The sequence below is a fragment of the Bremerella sp. JC817 genome, from assembly GCF_040718835.1.
GTDB lineage: Bacteria > Planctomycetota > Planctomycetia > Pirellulales > Pirellulaceae > Bremerella.
Genome location: NZ_JBFEFG010000274.1, coordinates 807,590 through 827,353 on the forward strand (window position 1 = coordinate 807,590; position 19,764 = coordinate 827,353).

Below are 19,764 nucleotides of genomic sequence, written 5' to 3' on the forward strand. Positions count from 1 at the left end.
GTTATCCTGGCTCTCCAGGCTGCTTCGTGACGTTCCATACGGTAATTCTGCGAGTTCGGGTAGGACGATACCCGAAAGTATTCGACAGGAAAGGAAACCAAGCTATGCTCGTTCTCTCTCGAAGCCCCAACGAATCGATCGAATTTCCTGGACTCGGGGTTAGCATCAAAGTGCTACAACTCTCGAAGTCTCGAGTTCGCCTCGGTATCCACGCCCCCCGCGAGATCGCCGTTCGCCGCCACGAACTGCCGCCAGACGACTTCAGTGGCCTGCCATGCAATCAAAAGCCCATCGAACTCTCTCCCATTAACCAGCAGCTTCAAGCCGCGATCCATGCCCTGGAAAAGGTGCAACTGGCCGCCGAAATAACCGATTCGGATCACGTCTTCGCCTTACTGACACGGATCATCCGCGAGTTGGAAGTCCTGGAAGCCCAGGTCGCCAGTTGCCTGCCACCGGTAGCCATGCCAACCAACAAGCAAGTTCGTCGTGCGTTGGTGGTCGACGACAACGAGAACGAAGCCAGGCTACTGGCCAGCTTTCTCAAGCTGAAAGACTTCGAGGTTGATTCGGTCCTCAATGGTGCCGCGGCGATTGAATATCTCAGTAGCAATCAACTTCCAGACGTTGTCCTTCTGGACATGAATATGCCGAAATTCAACGGCGGCTGGACCGTTCGCGAGATCCGGCGCAACGCTCGCTTTGAAGACATCAAGGTCTTCGCGGTTAGCGGAATTCACCCCATTGAATATGGCGTCGAAGTTGGGCCTGGTGGCTGCGATCGCTGGTTTCAGAAGCCTCTCAACCCGGCTCGGCTGGTCGAAGAGATGCTCAGCGGGAATAACCTCGGCCAAACGGTTTTGAACTAACCCTCAAAGTTCGCCTATTCCGAGGTTCTCCACCATAGGCAATCATCGCAGATCAGAACGCGACAATTTCCTTGGTATTCACGATCTTACGACAGTGACATGTGGAGTTCTGAATAGGAAGCGGATATTCTATTGCTAACATAAGTAAGCGAAATTACTTCGCTATTAAGGCAATATTGAATGTGCGCTGACAGTCCCCCAGACGAGCAACCTCACGATGAGCTTTCCTCGTCTGTTGAGCCGTTTTACGTCGTAGGTATTGGTGCCTCGGCGGGTGGCCTGGAATCACTCGAACTCTTTTTCGACCACACCCCAACGATCAGCGGTGTCGCGTTCGTGGTGGTTCAGCATCTTTCCCCCGATTTCAAGAGCCTGATGGATCAGCTCTTGGCTCGACACACCCAGATTCAAATCTTCCGTGTAGAAGATGGGATGCGTGTGCAACCCAACGCCATTTATCTTCTGCAACCGAAGCACGATATCACGATCGAAGATGGCATCCTGCGGCTCACCAAGCACGAGCCAGACATGGGGATGAAGCTGCCGATCGACGTTTTCTTCAAGTCGCTGGCAAAAGATCTCGGCGACAGAGCCATCGGCGTGGTGCTTTCCGGGACCGGCTCCGATGGATCGCGCGGCATTCGACATATCCATAGTGCTGGTGGCCTGGTCGTCATCCAAGACAACGAGTCGGCCGCCTTCGACGGCATGCCCCGCGCTGCCGCTTCGACCGGGATTGCCGACGTGGTCTGCCGTCCCCAGACGATGCCTTCCAAAATCCTGGAATACGTCAACAATCCAGAGCAATTCAAACGTGGCCAGGTAGAAGATCCTTCCGATCCGGCAGAAGGGGAACTCGAGGCGTTGTTTCGGTTGTTCCGTCAACGCTTCGGTATCGACTTCGCGCACTACAAGGCGGCAACCATCCAGCGGCGGATTGAACGCCGGATGCAGTTGTCGCAAGCCACCGAGCTGTCGTCTTATCTCGATAAGTTGGCGACCAACACCGAAGAGCTCGATCTGTTGTATCGAGACCTGTTGGTCGAAGTTACGCAGTTCTTCCGCGATCCAGAAGCGTTCCGCCGCCTGGAAACCGATGTCATCCCTAAGATGATCGCCGAATGTGCTAGTGACGACGAGATCCGCGTCTGGATCTCCGGCTGCGCGACAGGGGAAGAAGCATATTCGATCGCGATGCTGCTGCATGACGAAGCCGATCGGATGCAACGTTCGGTCAACGTAAAGATCTTCGCCAGCGACGTTCATCAAAAGTCGATGGAGATCGCCAGCTCCGCTGTCTTCGCGCCGAAGACGATGGAGAATGTCCCGGGTCGGTTTCGCGAGAAGTACTTCACGCAGCATGGCGACTTTTATCACGTGAAGCCTGAAATTCGCCGCATGGTGGTGTTCGCTCGGCACGACCTGACGCGCGACCCTCCCTTTACGCGAATCAACCTGCTCAGTTGCCGCAACGTGCTGATCTATCTCGAACCAGAAATTCAACGCCGCATCCTGGCGATGTTCCACTTTGGTTTACGGGTCGGTGGAACGTTGATGCTTGGCCCAAGCGAAACAGTCGGCACGCTGTCGAAGGAATTCGAGGTCGTTGACCAGCATTGGCGAATCTATCGCAAGCTGCGTGACATTCGTCTGCCTGAGTCGGCTCGCATGCCCCTTAGCCCACCACCCGCGGCGATCTCGCAAGGTCGCTCGACCATTGGCAACGGAAACACCAAAGTTGAAGACGCCTGGTTTCTACCAGGAGCTTACGAAGACCTGCTTGCCAAGTATGTGCCGCCCAGTTTGCTGGTGAACGAATTTTACGAACTGGTGCACACCTTCGGCGACGCCCGCAAGATGCTGGTTCAACCTCCGGGGCGAACCACGCTCGATGTTTCGCGAATGGTCGACGGCGACCTGCAGACCGCATTGACGGCTGCTTTACATCGGGCGAACCAGAAAGAAGAATCGGTCACCTTCAAAGGGGTCAATTCGGCAACTCCCCTTGGAATGAAGCGCCTCGACGTCCGCGTCGAGCCTTACTTCAAAGGCACGCGAAAGCTGTTCCTGATTTGCCTGGAAGAACAGCTTCCAGAAGCGACGGTCGGAGTAGAATCGAAGAACGCGGTCGAGTTTTCCGAAGAACGTGTCGGACGTGTCGAAGAGCTGGAACGCGAACTCGATCATACGCGTCAATCGCTGCAGACGACGGTGGAAGAGCTGGAAACCAGCAACGAAGAGCTGCAATCGACCAATGAAGAGTTGATCGCCTCGAACGAAGAACTGCAGAGCACGAACGAGGAACTGCACAGCGTCAATGAAGAGCTGTACACGGTGAACTCCGAGTACCAGCGCAAGATCGACGAGTTGACGGCGTTGACCAACGACCTCGACAACCTGCTCGAAAACACCGATATCGGGACAATCTTCCTCGACAACGATTTGCGGATTCGCAAGTTTACGCCGGCGATTGCTTCCGCGTTTAATGTCGTCGAACATGACATCGGGCGTCCCATCCAGCACATCAGCTATAACCTGGTGAGTACGGATCTACTGTCCGATCTGGATCGGGTCATCTCGACCGGCGAAGCAATCGAAAAGGAGGTTCGCAGTCGTGATGGGCGTTCGTTCCTGAAGAGAATTCGCCCCTACTTCAACGAGGCCGAGAAGTCTGACGGTCTGGTGCTAACCTTCGACGATATCACGGCGGTCAAAGCGGCGGCCAGCCTCGTCGAGCGTGCCGAAGAAGACCTGGCGATCAATCAGCGAGAGCTGCAGCAGTTCGCCTACGCGGTCTCGCACGACTTGCAGGCACCATTGCGGCACATTCAAGAGTTCCTCGATCGCTTCGAGGAAGAAAGCCCCTCGATTGAAGAGACAAAAGCCAACGTCGATGGCATTCGCAATTCCTCTCGGCGAATGCAGCGGATGATCGAAGCGTTGCTGGCCTATTCACGGGTCAACACACACGGCAACGAATTTAATGCCGTCTCGCTGGAAGATGTCATGGAGACTGCCATCGGCAATCTCTCTGAACTGACCCAGAAAACAGGAGCTTCGATTACATGCGAGTCATTGCCGCAGATTCGAGGTGACCGCGTTCAGTTGATCACCTGTTTTGAAGAGCTACTGCGAAATGCACTCAAATTTCGAAACGACGTGCCACCCAAGATTCATATCGGATGTCGTGTCCGGGATGGAGGCTGGTTGCTTTCAATTCACGACAATGGAATCGGGATCGAACAACGACATTACGATCGAATCTTTGTAATCTTCCAACGACTAGGATTCAAAGAAGATGCCGAAGGCATCGGCTTGGGGCTCGCCCTCTGTCGACGCGTCCTCGAACGGCATCGAGGTTGGATTTGGGTCGAATCGACCCCGGGGCGTGGCAGCACGTTCTTTGTCCAGTTACCCCGTGGCGAATCGCCCAACGGGCGCAGTGCATGAGATGACCAAGCATGAACGATAATGTTGAAGGCCAAAATGGTTCGCCAGATGCGCCGGCAAACAAGCCATCCTACGTCGTAGGTATTGGTGCGTCGGCCGGCGGACTGGAAGCGTTGGAGCGTTTGTTCGACAACATGCCCAAAGATAGTGGCATGGCATTCGTCATTGTCCAGCATCTCTCACCGGACTTCAAAAGCCTGATGGACGAGCTCCTTGCTCGTCGAACCGATATTCAGATCTATCGCGTAGAAGATGGCATGGAGCTTCAGGCCAATGCCATCTATTTGATTCCCCCCAAGAAGAACATGAAGCTGGCCGGCGGTGCGCTTCACCTGTCCGATCAGGACCTCGGTGCCTTGAATCTGCCTATCGATATTTTCTTTCGCTCGCTGGCGGAAGATGCACGCGAAAAGGCGATCGCGGTCGTCCTTTCCGGCACCGGCAGCGATGGCTCGCGCGGGATTCTCGACATTCATGAAGCTGGCGGCCTGGTGGTTGTTCAGTCAATTCAATCGGCCGCGTTCGATGGCATGCCCCGCAGTGCGTTAGGTACCGGCATCGTCGATGTGATCTGCCCGCCTGATAGTATCGCCGCCCGAATTTTAGAATACATCCAAAGTCCAGCGACGTTTATCGATCAGGGCGATCCGGAAGATGTCGACTGCGAATCGAGCGAACTGCTGACAATCTTCAAGCTGTTCCGGAATCAGTATGGCATCGACTTTAGCATGTACAAACCGACGACGATCGTTCGTCGCATTGAACGTCGCGTCAAGCTGTCCCGCTGCTCGTCGCTGCTAGAGTACTCGAAGCTTGTCGAAGGAGACTCGCGCGAACTCGACGTGCTGTATCGCGATCTGCTGGTTGAAGTCACCCAGTTCTTCCGCGATCTCGAAGCGTTCCAAAAGCTGCGTCATTCGGTGTTCCCTGAACTGGTCGAACGCGCTGCCGAGCAGGGAGAACTGCGAATCTGGGTCCCTGGTTGTGCTACCGGTGAAGAAGCCTATTCGCTGGCGATGCTCGCCCAGGAATGCATCGAACGCCAGGGCTCGAAAGTCGATCTGAAGCTATTCGCCTCCGACGTCCACCAGACATCGATGGAAACGGCCAGTTCCGGCGTCTACTCGTCCGCCTCGGTATCACGGATGCCGATTGAGTTCCGCGATCGATTTTTCACGCGAATTGGCGACTTGTATCACATCTCGAACGATCTGCGTCAGAAGGTGATTTTCGCACCGCACGACATCACGAAGGACCCACCATTCACGCGTATCGATTTGATCAGCTGCCGGAATGTGTTGATCTATTTCAACCAGGATGTTCAGAAACGTGTCTTATCGCTGTTTCATTTTGGCCTGAACGTCGGCGGGGCGTTGTTCCTTGGACCGAGCGAAAGTATCGGCGAGTTGGAACGTGAGCTGGAACCGATCGATCGTCAGTGGCGAATCTATCGCAAACTTCGCAACGTTCGCCTGGCCGACACCGGTCCGATTTCGCCACAGCCACCGCTCAACCGGGTTGTTTTCAGCCGCCCATCATTCGTCGCCACCCAGACCCGAAGCGACAAATCGATTCTGGTGCCGGAAGTCTACGACCACTTGCTGGCCAAGTATGTGCCCCCCAGCCTTTTAATTAATCAATACCTGGAACTGGTCCATTCGTTTGGTGACGCACGCCGCCTGCTGGTTCAGCCGGAAGGCAAGGCAACGCTTGACGTCCTGCGGATGGTGGAAGGCGACCTTCGCACGGCCCTCAATGCGGCACTTCACAAAGCTTCGACCAGCGGTAGCACAGTCGTCTTCGAAGGCGTCCGCGTTCGAAGCCTCAGTGAGCAAAGCTTTTACCGAATCGTCGCGGAACCTTATCTCAAGGGGAACGAAAAGATGTTCCTGGTTTCGCTGGAATTGATGGCTGTTCCACAGCCCGTGGAAGATACCGAAGCACTCCCGTTCGATTCGGCGGATCAAACGGCCCAGCGAATCTCTAGCCTCGAACGAGAACTGGATTACACCAAGGAAACACTTCAAGCGACCGTCGAAGAGCTGGAAACCAGCAACGAAGAATTGCAATCTGCCAACGAAGAGCTGGTTGCCTCGAACGAGGAGTTGCAAAGCACCAACGAAGAACTGCACGGGGTCAACGAGGAGCTGTTCACGGTCAATGCCGAGCACCAAAAGAAGATCACGGAACTCACGCAGTTGACCGAAGACATGGATCATCTGCTGAAGAGCACGCGGATCGGCACGATCTTTCTGGATACCGATTTAAGAATCCGCAAGTTTACGGCAGAAGCAAAAACGGCATTTCATATCCTCGACCAGGATGTGGGACGCCCGATCAGCCACATCGCTCATAATTTGAAAGATGTCGAGCTCGTGGAAGAAGCTCTCGAGGTCTTGCGCAGCAAACATCCGATCGAACGGGCCATTGAGTCGCGTGATGGTGGAGCGTACTTGATGCGGTTATTGCCCTACGAGGGAAGCCGCGGCGTAGACGGCATTGTGCTGACTTTAATCGATACCACCAAGATCCTGTCGCTACATCGCCAGCTAGAACGGCAAGATGACTAGCATCAACCCATAGAACCGCTGACCTTCCTTGGTCAGGTGTTTCGCACGTTGAACTGTATTTTATTGGGGGCAACACAACGTGAAAGACAATGACTCGCAGGCTTCAGATTTGAACGAAGGACCCTTCGTCGTGGGCATCGGTGCCTCGGCTGGTGGCCTCGAAGCACTCGAGCGATTCTTCAAAGGGGTCCACGGCGACCTGCCGGTTGCATTCGTCGTCGTTCAACATCTTTCGCCTGAGCAGCCCAGCATGATGGACCACCTGCTGAAGCGATACACGTCGCTTCCGGTCCAACAAGCGACTCACAAGCTGCAGGTACAACCCAACCATATTTACCTGATCCCGCCCGGCAAAGACATGATCTTGTCGAACGGCATGCTATTGATTGCGGACCGTTCACCTCAGAACGGTTTGTCGCTGCCTATCGACCAGTTCTTTCGCTCGCTGGCACAAGACCGGGGTCGTCGAGCGATAGGGATCATTCTTTCAGGAACTGGAACCGATGGCTCGCGTGGCATCTGTGAAATCCACGCCGCTGGCGGCTTGATTCTGGCCCAAGACAGCGAGACTGCGGCGTTTAATGGCATGCCAATCGCCGCCACGCAGACGGGGGTTGTGGACACGGTCCTCCCGCCAGAGAAGATGCCGCACGAGATCCAAGAGTTCATCTCGCGTCCGTTTAGTGTTCTGGAAAAAGAATTGCGCCATGTACCGACAACTTCCAACGACGCCAACGTCCACACGATTTTTCGTATGCTTCGCAATCGGTTTGGGATCGACTTCTCGCACTACAAAGATGGGACGATTTCTCGCCGCATCGAGCGTCGCCTGATGCTCAATGAGATCTACGATCTCGATCGCTACGTTGGCCTTCTCGACGAAGACGATCAGGAACTCGAAAAGCTCTATCGAGACCTGTTGATCGGCGTGACGCGATTTTTTCGTGATCCGGAAGCCTTCGAGGTGGTTCATCAGGAAGTCATTCGTCCGTTAATCCTCAAAGCGAATCCGCAGAACGAACTCCGGTTCTGGGTCGCAGGTGCGGGAACCGGGCAAGAGGCCTATTCCCTGGCAATGTTCATCGCAGAGGAACTCGAGAAGCATCCCCACGCGATCCAGGTCCGAATCTTCGCGACCGATGTCCACGAGCGATCGCTGGAGATCGCGGCGCGGGGGCACTATTCCGAAGAATCGGTCGAACAGATTCCGGAGGAGTTGCTGGACAAGTACTTCATCAAACGCCGCGAGGGATACCAGGTATCGCCTCACCTGCGAAAGATGATTGTCTTCGCTCCCCACAACATCATTCGCGACGCTCCCTTCACCTTGATGGATTTCGTCAGTTGTCGAAATCTGTTGATCTACCTGCGACCCGAGTCGCAAAAGAAGGCACTTTCGCTGTTTCATTTCGCCCTGAAGGTGGGTGGCGAGCTTTGGCTCGGTCCGAGTGAGACCCTGGGCGAACTTGGCCGTGAGTTCGATGTTCTGCACGAACATTGGCGCATCTTTCAGAAACGTCGTGATGTTCGCATCCTGGCTGCGGAACGCGCCCCTGGTCAGATCGTGGGGCTCAATCGAACTGCGACCGCGAACCTGCCGGTTGTTCGGGGAACTGCCTCGCATCAAATGGACATGTACGATCGGCTGCTGGAAGAATTCATGCCTCCCAGCATCCTGGTGACCGACAGCCGGGAACTGATGCATACCTTTTCGGGCGGAAGCAAGTTCCTGATCATGAAGGACGGTCCCCCAACGACCGACATCATCGAGTTGGTACAGCCTGACTTGAAAGTTCCTCTGCTGACCGCGTTACAACGGGCCATTCGTGACCAGTCTCCCGTGGTGCTCGCCGGACTTCAATGCAAGGCATTTCCTGACGAAGAGATCCGCCTGGTAATCAAGCCTTTTTACAATCGGACGGCCAGTCGTCACGAGTACCTGATCATCTTCCAGTCGAACGAAGTTAAAAAGACCGATACGCAGATCCCGTCGATCGATATCGAAGGAATTTCGTGGGATCAGATTCAGGCGTTGGAATCGGAACTTCAGTTCGCGAAAGAAAGTCTTCAGGCGACGATCGAAGAGTTGGAGACCACCAACGAGGAGTTGCAGTCATCCAACGAAGAACTGCTTGCCTCGAACGAGGAACTGCAGAGCACCAATGAAGAATTGAATTCGGTCAACGAGGAACTCTATACGGTAAATGTCGAGCATCAACGGAAGATTGCCGAGCTGACAGAATTGACTGACGACATGGAGAACCTGCTCAACAGCACCGATGTCGATACGGTCTTCCTCGATCGCGAATTCCGGATCCGCAAGTTCACGCCTGGCATTGCCAAGACATTTAACTTGATCCCTCAGGACATCGGCCGTCGCATCGACAGCTTCACCCACAACGTCAAGAACCTGGCGTTGCTGGATGTCCTGGAGCGAGTCCTGCAGTCGGAAGACTCAATCGAACTGGAAGTCGGCGGACAGGACAATCAATGGTTCCTGATGCGGATACTTCCCTACATCTCGAAGTCAACCGTCGATGGTGTCGTGATGACGTTGATTGATATCACCACGTTGAAGAACGCTGAGCAGAAACTGACGGAACTATCGGAAATCGTCGAACAGTCTTCCGATGCGATTATACGCTTGGACCTGGATGGCATGATCCGCACCTGGAACCGTGGGGCCGCAGACCTTCTGGGATATCCCGAGGACCAGGTTATCGGCAAGCATTTCGCGATGCTGATGACCGACGAGTCGGAGCCCAGCGCCCAGTCGCTTCTGTATGAAGTCATGACGGGAAAATCGGTCAACGATCACTGCATGATCTGGAAACATCGCAAAGGCCATCATCTCGAAGTATCGCTGCATGTCTCCCCCATTCGCGATACCGCCAAAGAAGTCTGTGGTGCGTCGGCCATCGCCCGCGACATTTCGGAACTGCGAAAAGCGGAAGACGAGATCCGAGATGCGGTTCGCCGCCGAGACCAGTTCTTGGCCATGTTGTCGCACGAACTTCGCAATCCCTTTGCGGCGATCTTGAACGCCAATAGCCTGCTGAAGGAAGATGACATCGACGAAGCGACCATGCAAGAGGCTCGCGAAGTGGTCGAACATCAGTTGCATCACGTTTCGCGTTTGCTCGACGACCTTTTGGATGTTGCCCGCATCACCAACGACAAGCTCGTCCTTCATACCGAGGTGGTCGATGTTGCCGACTTGGTAATGGACGTCGTGGACTGCGTGCAACATCAGATCGATATCTCCGAACAGCAGTTGGAGCTGACCCAACCCGACTGTCCGTTGTTCGTCGAAGGAGACATCGGTCGTCTACAACAAGCCCAGGTCAACTTGCTGGTGAATGCCAGCAAGTACAGTCCGAAAGGAAGTACGATTCGCTATTCGGTCTGCCGTGAAATCAGCGAAGTCGTGATCCGCGTCGGCGACTCTGGCGATGGCATTCCTCCTGAAATCGCCGACCAGATCTTCGAACCATTCGTGCAGGCCGAACAGACCATCGATCGTTCGCAAGGCGGCATGGGCCTCGGGCTCTCTTTGGTTCGCATGATCGTCGAAGCCCATGGTGGCCGGGTCAGTGTTGTCAGTCATGGTACCGGGATGGGAAGCGAGTTTACGATTCGCTTGCCACTGACTACGGCTCCTCCTGCGACGACGACGGAGACGCAGCGGAAAATCCCAGCCGGCACGCGGCTACTCTTGATCGAAGACAGCGATGGAATCCGACGGATGTTGTCGCGTTCACTCGAGCTGAAAGGCTTTAAGGTCGATACGGCCGCGAATGGTCTGGAAGGCCTGGAGCATCTCGAACAATTCCAGCCCCAAGTCGCGATCGTCGATATCGGTTTACCTGATATCGATGGCTACGAACTGGCACGCCGAGCACGCGTTTCAAGCTGTGCCAACGCCTTGCTGGTGGCAGTGACAGGCTACGGCCAGGAAGAGGATCGTCGTAAGGCCCTTGAGGCAGGTTTCGACATGCACCTGGTCAAGCCGATCGATCCCGGCGAGCTCGCTTCGACCATCTCAAGATTCCTCGCTCCTGACGATTCTCTCACCTCTTGAGAATCTGCAAGCTGGTATATGTTTATTGCTTATGTTGTTCGGGTGGGATTAATACCACTACCTTTTCGCATAAACACATTGAATTTTATTGACTGGGTCGGGTTGGGCTGATAGTTTAAGCAGTAGGCGTGCGGGCAGCCGATAGCCCGCTTCCGCAACGGACGGCTCAGTCGAGGATTTTTTAGAAGAGTTCATACAGGTATTGCGCATGCGCAATATGGGCTCTGGGGCAAGTAGTTTCCTGTCAGCCGGGAAATAGGCCTCCTTACCTCGTACTGCACCATTCACCTGCATGGCTGCAGCCAAGGAGACCGTTGTGTTAGTCGTTACGCGCCACGCGAAAGATAAGATATCTTTCCCTCAGGTGGGCATCACCATTCACTTCATTCGTGTCCATTCAGGACATGTGAAAATTGGTATCGATGCCCCACGCGACATTGCTATTGTTCGCGACGAAATCGACGGCAACGAAACGACTGCGTCATTGGTGCGCCGACAGTTTCTCCGCTTGCCACGTGACATCCGTCACGGTATCCGCAACGAGCTGCATCAGATCAGTATCGGCCTCCACCTATACCGCGAACTGCTCCAGTCGGGCCAAGAGGAAGAAGCGGAAGAGGCCTTCCAGATAATGCAGAGTTGCCTGAACCGACTCGACGAAAATCAAATCTTGCAACGTCCCTCGCGGAAAACCGCAGTCGGTACTGGCAACGTGCTAGTCGTCGAGGACAGTGCAAATGAACGTGAGATGCTGGCTGATTTCCTGCGGCTTCACGGATATGGCGTGAACACATTCGCCAATGGCAGAGAAGTCCTCGACTATCTCGACATAAACGGACCACCGAAAGTCATCCTGGTCGACATGAAGATGCCCGAATGCGATGGGCCGACCACCGTGCGAATGATTCGCTCCAACAACCGAATTCGATCAACCCGAATCTTTGCCCTTAGCGGCACTTCACCCAAAGAGAATGGCCTGGAAAGCGGCGCCGGCGGAATTGATCGCTGGTTTCCAAAACCGATCAACCCACAAGGTTTGATCAGCGCGATCGATGCCATTGTGACCAATTCACCCGATGCCAACCCGACCAAGTGATCCACGTAGCCAGAAGTTCACCGCAGGGAAGGCGGAAAGATGTCCAAGGGAACGTGGACTTACTGCTTCTTGTGCTACTCGTCGCCGGGAGAACCGAGTCTGAGACCCGGTTCTCCCGTGCATTTTCCGATGAGTATTTAACAAACTAACGAATTATTCTGAAACTCGCAACGAAATTCGTTCGGATTTCCCGCAGTTAGTTGCCGATAGGAGTCCTCAGAGCTTAAGTGGTGTTGCCAATAAACCACTTTTAAATCCTACTAGATGTAGGTTTGATTTCTTAAGAAATGTAGTGGCTATTTGGAGTTCGTCTCCAAATCTTGATTTATGGCATGCGAGCAGCCGACCGCTCGTCACAGCAATGGAATGCAGCGATGGGAGGACGCCAGATCCTCCTTAGCATGAAGTTACAGAAATCCTGACGCGAAGTAGATCGTGAAGGGATTTCCAATTGCGCTCGGAAGCCAGACTTTCGCATTGATTGCGAGATACTCTGTCGTGCCAACCACTCCATCCAAATCGTGGCATATCGCCAATTCCCTTTGGGAGATTTCGGCATTCATTGCTGAGGTTTTCGTTATTGGAATACGTCAGCCATGGTGATTGGTTCGTTTGACTGTTACGCAGTATCGCCCAGGTCTGCCCTTGCCGATGTGACTTCTCGAAGTCCGCGAAGGTGATTCGTCACCCAAGCAGTTTTGAACGCTAAGCCCCGCACGGTTGCGTTACTTAGTTTCAGAACGACTCGAGTCGAACCGCATGGGGAAGTTGTCGAGCGTTTGTCTCACCTTACTTGGGAGATAACCATGAATCATGAAGTGCTCATCTCAGATACCTCGACACTCAACCTGCTGCTGCTGGAGGATGATGATGTCGACTACGAGGCCATAGAACGCCACCTCACCAAAAGTGAATTTCCGATCGAAATTTGCCGGGCGGAAACGCTCGAAATGGCTCGCAAACATCTCGCTCGAAAACGATTCGACATTGTCCTGGCTGATCTCTGCTTACCCGATAGCCAAGGACTGGAAACCGTTTCACGTTTGGCCGAGACTTGTAAACAAATGGCCATTATGGCCATCACCGGAATAGACGACCCCGACCTGGAACAAGAGGTCATGAAAAGGGGGGCTCATTCTTATTTTCTGAAACAGGACAATACTGGTGGAGCATTGGCCCGAGCTATTTATTCCTCGGTCCGACACGAACGCTTTCGCCGACAACACAATTCGCTGCTCGAGCAAATGCACTCGCAGCAGAAAAGCTTGGAGGAATTTTCGCGGCAGCTCAAGGAGGAGAACGAACTGCTGCGAAACATCCATTCGCTGAGGCATCAGGAAGAGACGGTCGATTACCACCATCTCTCCAATCACCTCAGTAAAGATGCGGTTTCGATGCTGGCCGTCGAAGCCGAACAAGCGAGCCGCGCGAAAAGCGAGTTCTTGCTTACCATCTGCCATGAGTTGCGAACCTCGATGGAAGGGATCCTTTCGATCCACGACCATCTGCTGCGAACTCCTCTGACCGATCAGCAAAAGGCTTGCGTCGATGCGAGCCTGGCGAACAACGCGATGCTGATGCGGCTGGTTCGCGAGGCATCGGAGATCGCCAAGATTGAATCAGGGCGGGCCAAGCTGCAACCGTTTGTCTGTGACATGTCGGCGATTATCGCCGAAGTTGCAGCGACTGCTGCACCTTTGCTGCAACAGAAGAATGTGAACCTGACCTGGCATTGCGATTCGCAGTTCTCCGACTCCGTCTTCTGCGATGGTCAACAGATCCGGCAGATGCTGATTCTGCTGCTATCGAACGCCATCAAGTTCACAACCCAGGGGCAAATCGAGATCCGGGGCACCACGATTTCTTCGGGGCGGTCCGTGGGAAGAATGAGGATCAGCATCGCCGATTCCGGCGTTGGCATCACCCCCGATGTGCTTGATGCTCTGCGGAAGGCGTTCGCCCAGGGCAACCTCAGCGCCATGCCTCCTCTGCAAAACCCAAGTCTTGGTCTGTCACTTTGTTTGCAGATCGCGCGACTGGTCGGTGGCGAGATCGGCGTCGAAAGCGAACGCTGGAAAGGATCGCGATTCTGGATTAACTTCCCGGTCGAGTTCCCCGAAAAGGAGTCACATTTCTGCGTGAGTCCTCCGCATCAGGAAATTACGCGTCGGCCGAACTTCCTGAAAATAGCCGACGGAAATGGGAGTGCGGCGAAGCGGAAGATCGCCGGGCATGTCCTGGTCGCCCACGACAGCCGCGTGTTGCAGTTGTACCTGGTCGAACAGCTCCGCCAATTGGGCTACTCGGCCGACACAGCCAAAGATGGCAGCAATGTCATGTACTTGCTGGGGCGAAAGAAGTACGACCTGATCCTGGTCGATTGTCACCTTCCGGTTCACGACGCCTTTGGCATCGCCAACCGCATTCGGTCCGCACCGCAATCGCAATTCAACGGCAGCCGCCCGCGGATCGTGGCGATTTCGGATCGTTTTAAGGTCCATGATCTCGAAAACCATGGAATGGAAAGCATCGATGGATTCCTGACCATCCCGACCGACTTGGCGCGGCTGCGGGAAACCCTCGATAGCAGGCTCATGCAATCAAGTAATTAACGTCCGGGGGGCAGATCTCGAAGACGTTTTCAATCTTTCGTTGCCGTGAGGATGCGGGGCTAAATCCTTGGCGCCGCATCCTCTTTTTGCAGGTTCGCTGCTAGATCTTCGGTTTCTATTCTTGCCTTTCCCGAAAAAGAGGCTTCCCACGTAAAATGACCCAGCTCGGGTTGCGGATTGCAGTTCCACCCTGCGGGATTCTGCGAGCTATTCTTACAAGTGGAAATATCCCACAACCCTTTCTCGACGAATACGCTGGTAATCAACAATGCGCAAGAAAGACTTCGGTCCCATTGAAAGTGATTACGAGTTCTTTATGGACCACGGGACCGAAGCGGAATGCGATGCTATCTGTTACGCCCGTAAACTGGCCGATTTCCAAGTTGATCGCTCGTTGATTCGCTGGCTCGATTTCGGCTGCGGTAGTGGAGGATTCATCGTTCGTTTGCTTCGAAAATTGAACTGGTCGCCCGAGCGGCTCAAGATAACGCTGATGGAACCTGTCGCACATCAGCTGAAGTTCGCGGTCGAACGAGTTGCCCCCTTCACTCAGCATCCGTTGACCACTTGGGAACATTTCCCGACTGGGGCCGGGACGGTGCCCGAGTTCGACCTGGCCGTCTCGAACCATGTTCTGTACTACGTGGAAGACCTCGAGAAAAGCGTGACGACGCTACGTTGGCTTACCAAGCCAGGCGGCAAACTGATGCTGGCGATGGCAGGCTTGGAAAACGGACTGGTTCAACTTTGGAAATCGGGTTTTGACTCGTTGCGCGAAGAGATTCCTTTTTACATCTGCGAAGACCTGGAACAGGTGCTCGTAGATCAGAATTATCAATTCTCGAAAACACCATCTCGTTACCAGCTCCGCTTCCCAGACTCAGAAGAGAACCGGATGAAAATTCTACGGTTCCTGTTTGGAAGCCACCTCGATCGAATGTCCCAACAGCTACTTTTCGATGAAATGGGGCAATGGGTCGTCGGCAATACCTTTGAAATGCACACGGTCAGCTATCTTTACGAAGTCGAGTGTCCGTAGACCAGTCCCCTGCCCTGCTCGCCCCCTCGCACGACGATTGCGAATCAACCTCTGCGTCGGATCGACTCTTTTCCGTCCAAATTTTTTGCCCGACATTTGCCGAAACGACTACCGTTATCCGGTTCGCTGTCAGGCAGCCTGAGACCGTCGAAAGTAGGAACTCTTGCACCTTAGGTCCCAATTAGGGGCCGCGGCAATTTTGTTGTTTTTGGCGAGTTTGTCTGACAGCGGATTACGATTTGGCATGGATACCTGAACCTCTGGCTGAGCACCGCCTCATTTGACCTGAGTACGCCTTTACGTCGCCGTGTCGTTTTTCATACTCAGGTGCTGGCGCCCCGCATTGCCGTTAACTCCGACAGCTTGCGTTTCGCCTTAAGTCATTGAAATCACCGGTGCTCAAGACATGTCCGACTTTCTTCTCGATCCTGAAGTCACGTTCCTTAATCATGGGTCGTTTGGAGCTTGCCCCAAGGAAGTGCTCGAAGATTACCAGCACTGGCAACTTCAGCTCGAGCGGCAACCAGTTCGATTTCTGCAGCGTGAATTGCCAACACTGCTGGCGGATGCCCGGCGCACGGTGGCCGAATTTTTGGGGGCCCAGCCACACGAGCTTGTCTTCGTTTCCAATCCGACCTTCGCGGCCAATACAATCGCACGCTGCTTGCCGCTGGGTCCTGGCGACGAAGTCTTGATCACCGACCACGAATATGGCGCATGCCGGTTCGCATTTCAGTACGCCGCCGAGCAGAAAGGCTTTCGCGTAGTCCAGCAAGCGATCACGCTGCCTGTGGAATCGAACGAAGCGATCGTCGACGAGTTCTGGCAAGGCGTGAACGAAAACACGAAGCTCATCTTCATGAGCCATATCACTTCTTCGACTGCCCTGACGCTACCTGTCGAAGCAATTTGTCAAAGGGCTCGCGAAGCAGGCATCTTCACAATGATCGACGGGGCCCACGCACCGGGGCAGATCCCGGTTCACTTGGGCAAGCTGGGTGCCGACTTCTACACGGCGACCTGCCACAAGTGGATCTGTGCCCCGAAGGGATCTGGAATCTTCTACGTGCGGGAAGATCGCCAGCCGATGGTCGACCCGCTGGTTGTTGGTTGGGGCTGGGGGCCTGAGAAAACGTTTCATCGCGAGAACGAGTTTGTCTCGAACCACGAGTGGCTCGGCACTCACGACCCGGCTCCCTTTTTGGCAGTACCGGCGGCGATTGCGTGGCAAAAGAAGCACTTCACCGACGAAGCCCGACAGAAGGCCTGGGACCTGGTCCGTTCGGCGGTCGATCAGGCTTCGCAAATCGAAGGCATCCAGCGGGTTCACCCGAACGACTTCTTCCAACAAATGGGCCTGATCGATGTCACGGCACTGAAGCTCGAGTCCGACGCCCTCAAGACGCGGCTTTACGATAACTACCGCATCGAGGCCCCTGTCATTCGCTGGCAAGACCGCATGTTCATCCGCATCTCGGCCCATGCCTACACGACCGAGCAAGACATCGCGACGTTCGTCAACGCGATGCGAGAAATCGCGGCCAATGCTTAAGCGATGTAAGCCAAGCCTGCCTTAAACCGTCGAAGACAGCTTGCTGAGGTCGAACTCGGGCGGTGGCGGGCACTCAGGATTAACCCATTGAATAACGACCGCCCAGCCGGCGCTATCGGGGTCGTGTTGCAGGTAGCCTTGGATTGGCCGGACGGCAGTCCAGCCATCCTTCAGATGAATGCTCAGCACAGGGTCAAAGCGAGTTCCGTTGACCACCTCTTCAACGTAGGCATCGGCGCTGATTTCCGAGCGGTGCTGACCGTAGCCAGGCAAGCGACTGGCACCGACCATTCGCCACAGTCCCTCGGCTTCCACCAGGAAACGGGCCTGATCGGTCAACGCATGGCCGAGGCCGTGATGCTGGTGCGTCGGGTGGACCATGATGTCGGCGCCGTACAACGTCGGCCCTTCCGCATTGTGATCTAGGAAAGATCCACCGTCGGTGAGGATGTCCCACGAGTCGTCGATATGAAAATCGACCATCTTCAGCCGCAGCGTGAAGTGAACACCAGCGACTTCGTTGCGTGTGGTTTCGACCGCGACGAACTGCCCTTGCGGATAGACCTGACGATGGTCTTCCAGTTCTTCGACCGTGTAAGGCGTTTCCTCCGGGTAGACCATTTTGCAGATCTCGATGATGGCTTCGTAATCCTCAGGGACAACTTGACGGATGCTGTAGTTCGGAGGAAGCATGGATCGGTGAACCTCAGAGGTTTGATAACACCAAACTAGATGGTCGTGGCTTCCCAAGTCTTCAACCGAATCCCCACCCAAGCAAATGACAATCGGTCCCTTCCTGACAGGTTGTCTGTCATCACAATCGATACAACCGCTTTCGGCGAAGTAATGAACGCCCTGCCCTCGCCCCGGAGCGAGCCACAAAAAAAGAGGCTGCCGGATCCGGCAACCTCTTCATGTGGGTTAGTTGGGCTCGATCTCAGGAACGAACGAGACCGCTACGAGTCGTGTGCCGACGATTAGGTACCAGGCGTCTTGCTGTGGGCGTTCTGTGGGAAGTCGAACGTCAACACGAGTGGCTCGGAGCCGGTGTTTTCGATTTCCACGCCGCCGTTATTCAGCGCGACCTGGGTGATGAAACCGATCTCGGAATAGAGTTCGCCCAGAATCATGTTCTGGTTGTAGTTCACGGCGAGGCCACCCACGCGACCGCAGCCGCCGTTGGTGTGGAACATCGTTGGGCACTCTGGGCAGAAGTTCACCTTCGCACCTGGCTTCAAAATGAGACGCAGGATCGAGCACTTCTGGTCGCCGAGCAGTTCGCCGTAAACAATCCACTTGGCGTCGACACCGTCCGCACTGAATTCCTCAGCCGTGATCGCCGGACGGGAATTCTTCATAACGAAGTCAGGGTCCTGGTTCGTTACAAAGTCAAACTGATCGACCAGGTAATCCCAGTCTTCATGCCGCGACTTCGGATAGTCTTCTTCGCGGCAAGCGTAGAACGCTGCTTCGGCGCTGATGCGGCCGTCGAGCGTCACGTCTTCCGCCAGGAAGTGTTCGTCCATCGTGACGTGCAGTTCGTGCGTGCACAGATCGGTTGGCGAATGGAGCACGCCGTTTGGCATCGTGAAGCCGTTGTCGAGTCGCATCATGGTGTGCGGAGCCAAGTGGCGAATGCCGTTGTACTCCCCCTTGCCAAACTGCTTCATGCAATCGAGGAACTGGTCCTTGGTGACGAACGGGTAAAGGCCCATCGCCGTGGTGTGATAATGCGAAGGGCTGACGCCAGGATTGTCGTACGAGTTGATGTCGTAGACTTCCCACTTCGCCCAATGAAGGTGATTTGGAATCGGATTCAGGTTGTCGAACTTCTTCGACACGATCGGCCAGGTTGCCTTGCCGAACATCTCTTTCGAGAATGCCGTCACCTTTTCGCCCATGACCGCTTCAGGATTGGCGGTGATCAAATCTTGCAGGGCAATCACCTTGCCATCCGCGGTGAGGACGTGTGCTTCCCCTTCGCGGAAGGGAGCTTTGTTGGTGCGGGTGTCGATGACGCCTGTCACGATCGGCACGGTACAGCACATCCAGATTTCATCGAGGCCGGTGCCGCCCATGTAGTCAGGGTAATACGACTTCTCGTCCAGGCGGATACGCTTGCCTGGCGTGCAGAACGTGCGGCCTGCATAACGGTGAAGAAGTTGCAGCACGCCCCCATTCTGGTTGAGGCAGCCGTCGAGAACCGCATCGATGCCGTCGCTGGCCCCATCGATCACGTCTTGCTGAGGGTACTCGTGCAGTTTGTCGGCGAGAATCGAAGGTGAAGCAGCCATGAGCATATTTCCTCAAAGGACCAGAAAGCGTCTCTGTTCCCAATCATTCTGGTGAGACGAAAGTTGCGTTCGTCTTGGCAGTAGGCGATTAGGCAGGAGTGGGATTGAATTTGCCAAAGTTATAGCAAACGAGGGGTAGGAGGAAAAACTGAGCCGGAGCGAAAAAAAGGTTACGGCAGCCAAGTTCTAGCCTTCCCTGTC

Annotated in this window: 10 protein-coding genes; 8 read left to right on the forward strand and 2 right to left on the reverse strand. The window is 54.7% G+C overall.

The features are described from left to right. Positions 1–104 precede the first annotated feature (104 nt). The 8 genes from AB1L30_RS17485 (at position 105) to AB1L30_RS17520 (ending at position 17,269) form a co-directional block, all read left to right on the forward strand. Positions 105–869 carry a response regulator gene (locus AB1L30_RS17485; protein WP_367014692.1) on the forward strand — a complete coding sequence of 255 codons (765 nt, stop codon included), beginning with the start codon at positions 105–107 and terminating at the stop codon, positions 867–869. A gap of 180 nt (positions 870–1,049) precedes the next feature. Further along, positions 1,050–4,319: a chemotaxis protein CheB gene (locus tag AB1L30_RS17490; protein WP_367014693.1), complete on the forward strand. Its 3,270-nt coding sequence runs from the start codon at positions 1,050–1,052 to the stop codon at positions 4,317–4,319. A gap of 11 nt (positions 4,320–4,330) precedes the next feature. Then, positions 4,331–6,889, forward strand: coding sequence for a chemotaxis protein CheB (locus AB1L30_RS17495; RefSeq protein ID WP_367014694.1), 2,559 nt, complete (start codon positions 4,331–4,333; stop codon positions 6,887–6,889). Positions 6,890–6,998: 109 nt separating this feature from the next. Then, the gene (locus AB1L30_RS17500; RefSeq protein WP_367014695.1) at positions 6,999–10,970 is read left to right on the forward strand and encodes a chemotaxis protein CheB; all 3,972 of its coding nucleotides are present in this window, start codon (positions 6,999–7,001) and stop codon (positions 10,968–10,970) included. Between the two features lie 316 nt (positions 10,971–11,286). Beyond that, positions 11,287–12,066: a response regulator gene (locus AB1L30_RS17505; protein WP_367014696.1), complete on the forward strand. Its 780-nt coding sequence runs from the start codon at positions 11,287–11,289 to the stop codon at positions 12,064–12,066. A gap of 806 nt (positions 12,067–12,872) precedes the next feature. Next, positions 12,873–14,678, forward strand: a complete 1,806-nt coding sequence (locus AB1L30_RS17510; RefSeq protein ID WP_367014697.1) for a response regulator — start codon at positions 12,873–12,875, stop codon at positions 14,676–14,678. Between the two features lie 268 nt (positions 14,679–14,946). Next, positions 14,947–15,717: a class I SAM-dependent methyltransferase gene (locus AB1L30_RS17515; RefSeq protein WP_367014698.1), complete on the forward strand. Its 771-nt coding sequence runs from the start codon at positions 14,947–14,949 to the stop codon at positions 15,715–15,717. Positions 15,718–16,123: 406 nt separating this feature from the next. Continuing rightward, on the forward strand, positions 16,124–17,269 hold the full coding sequence (locus AB1L30_RS17520) for an aminotransferase class V-fold PLP-dependent enzyme (protein ID WP_367014699.1): 1,146 nt from the start codon (positions 16,124–16,126) through the stop codon (positions 17,267–17,269). Between the two features lie 21 nt (positions 17,270–17,290). On the opposite strand, the gene AB1L30_RS17525 is transcribed toward AB1L30_RS17520, so the two are convergent. Together AB1L30_RS17525 and AB1L30_RS17530 are read right to left on the reverse strand one after the other, a co-directional pair. Then, positions 17,291–17,962, reverse strand: coding sequence for a GNAT family N-acetyltransferase (locus tag AB1L30_RS17525; protein WP_367014700.1), 672 nt, complete (start codon positions 17,960–17,962; stop codon positions 17,291–17,293). A 284-nt stretch (positions 17,963–18,246) separates the two neighbouring features. Further along, positions 18,247–19,563 (reverse strand): hypothetical protein, encoded by a 1,317-nt coding sequence (locus tag AB1L30_RS17530; RefSeq protein WP_367014701.1) that lies wholly within the window; start codon positions 19,561–19,563, stop codon positions 18,247–18,249. Positions 19,564–19,764 lie beyond the last annotated feature (201 nt).

Excerpts from the sequence above, each read along its gene's own strand:
- AB1L30_RS17485 (WP_367014692.1), top strand. The coding sequence starts at position 105 with ATGCTCGTTCTCTCTCGAAGCCCCAACGAATCGATCGAATTTCCTGGA.
- AB1L30_RS17490 (WP_367014693.1), top strand. The coding sequence starts at position 1,050 with ATGTGCGCTGACAGTCCCCCAGACGAGCAACCTCACGATGAGCTTTCC.
- AB1L30_RS17495 (WP_367014694.1), top strand. The coding sequence starts at position 4,331 with ATGAACGATAATGTTGAAGGCCAAAATGGTTCGCCAGATGCGCCGGCA.
- AB1L30_RS17510 (WP_367014697.1), top strand. The coding sequence starts at position 12,873 with ATGAATCATGAAGTGCTCATCTCAGATACCTCGACACTCAACCTGCTG.
- AB1L30_RS17515 (WP_367014698.1), top strand. The coding sequence starts at position 14,947 with ATGCGCAAGAAAGACTTCGGTCCCATTGAAAGTGATTACGAGTTCTTT.
- AB1L30_RS17520 (WP_367014699.1), top strand. The coding sequence starts at position 16,124 with ATGTCCGACTTTCTTCTCGATCCTGAAGTCACGTTCCTTAATCATGGG.
- AB1L30_RS17525 (WP_367014700.1), bottom strand. The coding sequence starts at position 17,962 with ATGCTTCCTCCGAACTACAGCATCCGTCAAGTTGTCCCTGAGGATTAC.
- AB1L30_RS17530 (WP_367014701.1), bottom strand. The coding sequence starts at position 19,563 with ATGGCTGCTTCACCTTCGATTCTCGCCGACAAACTGCACGAGTACCCT.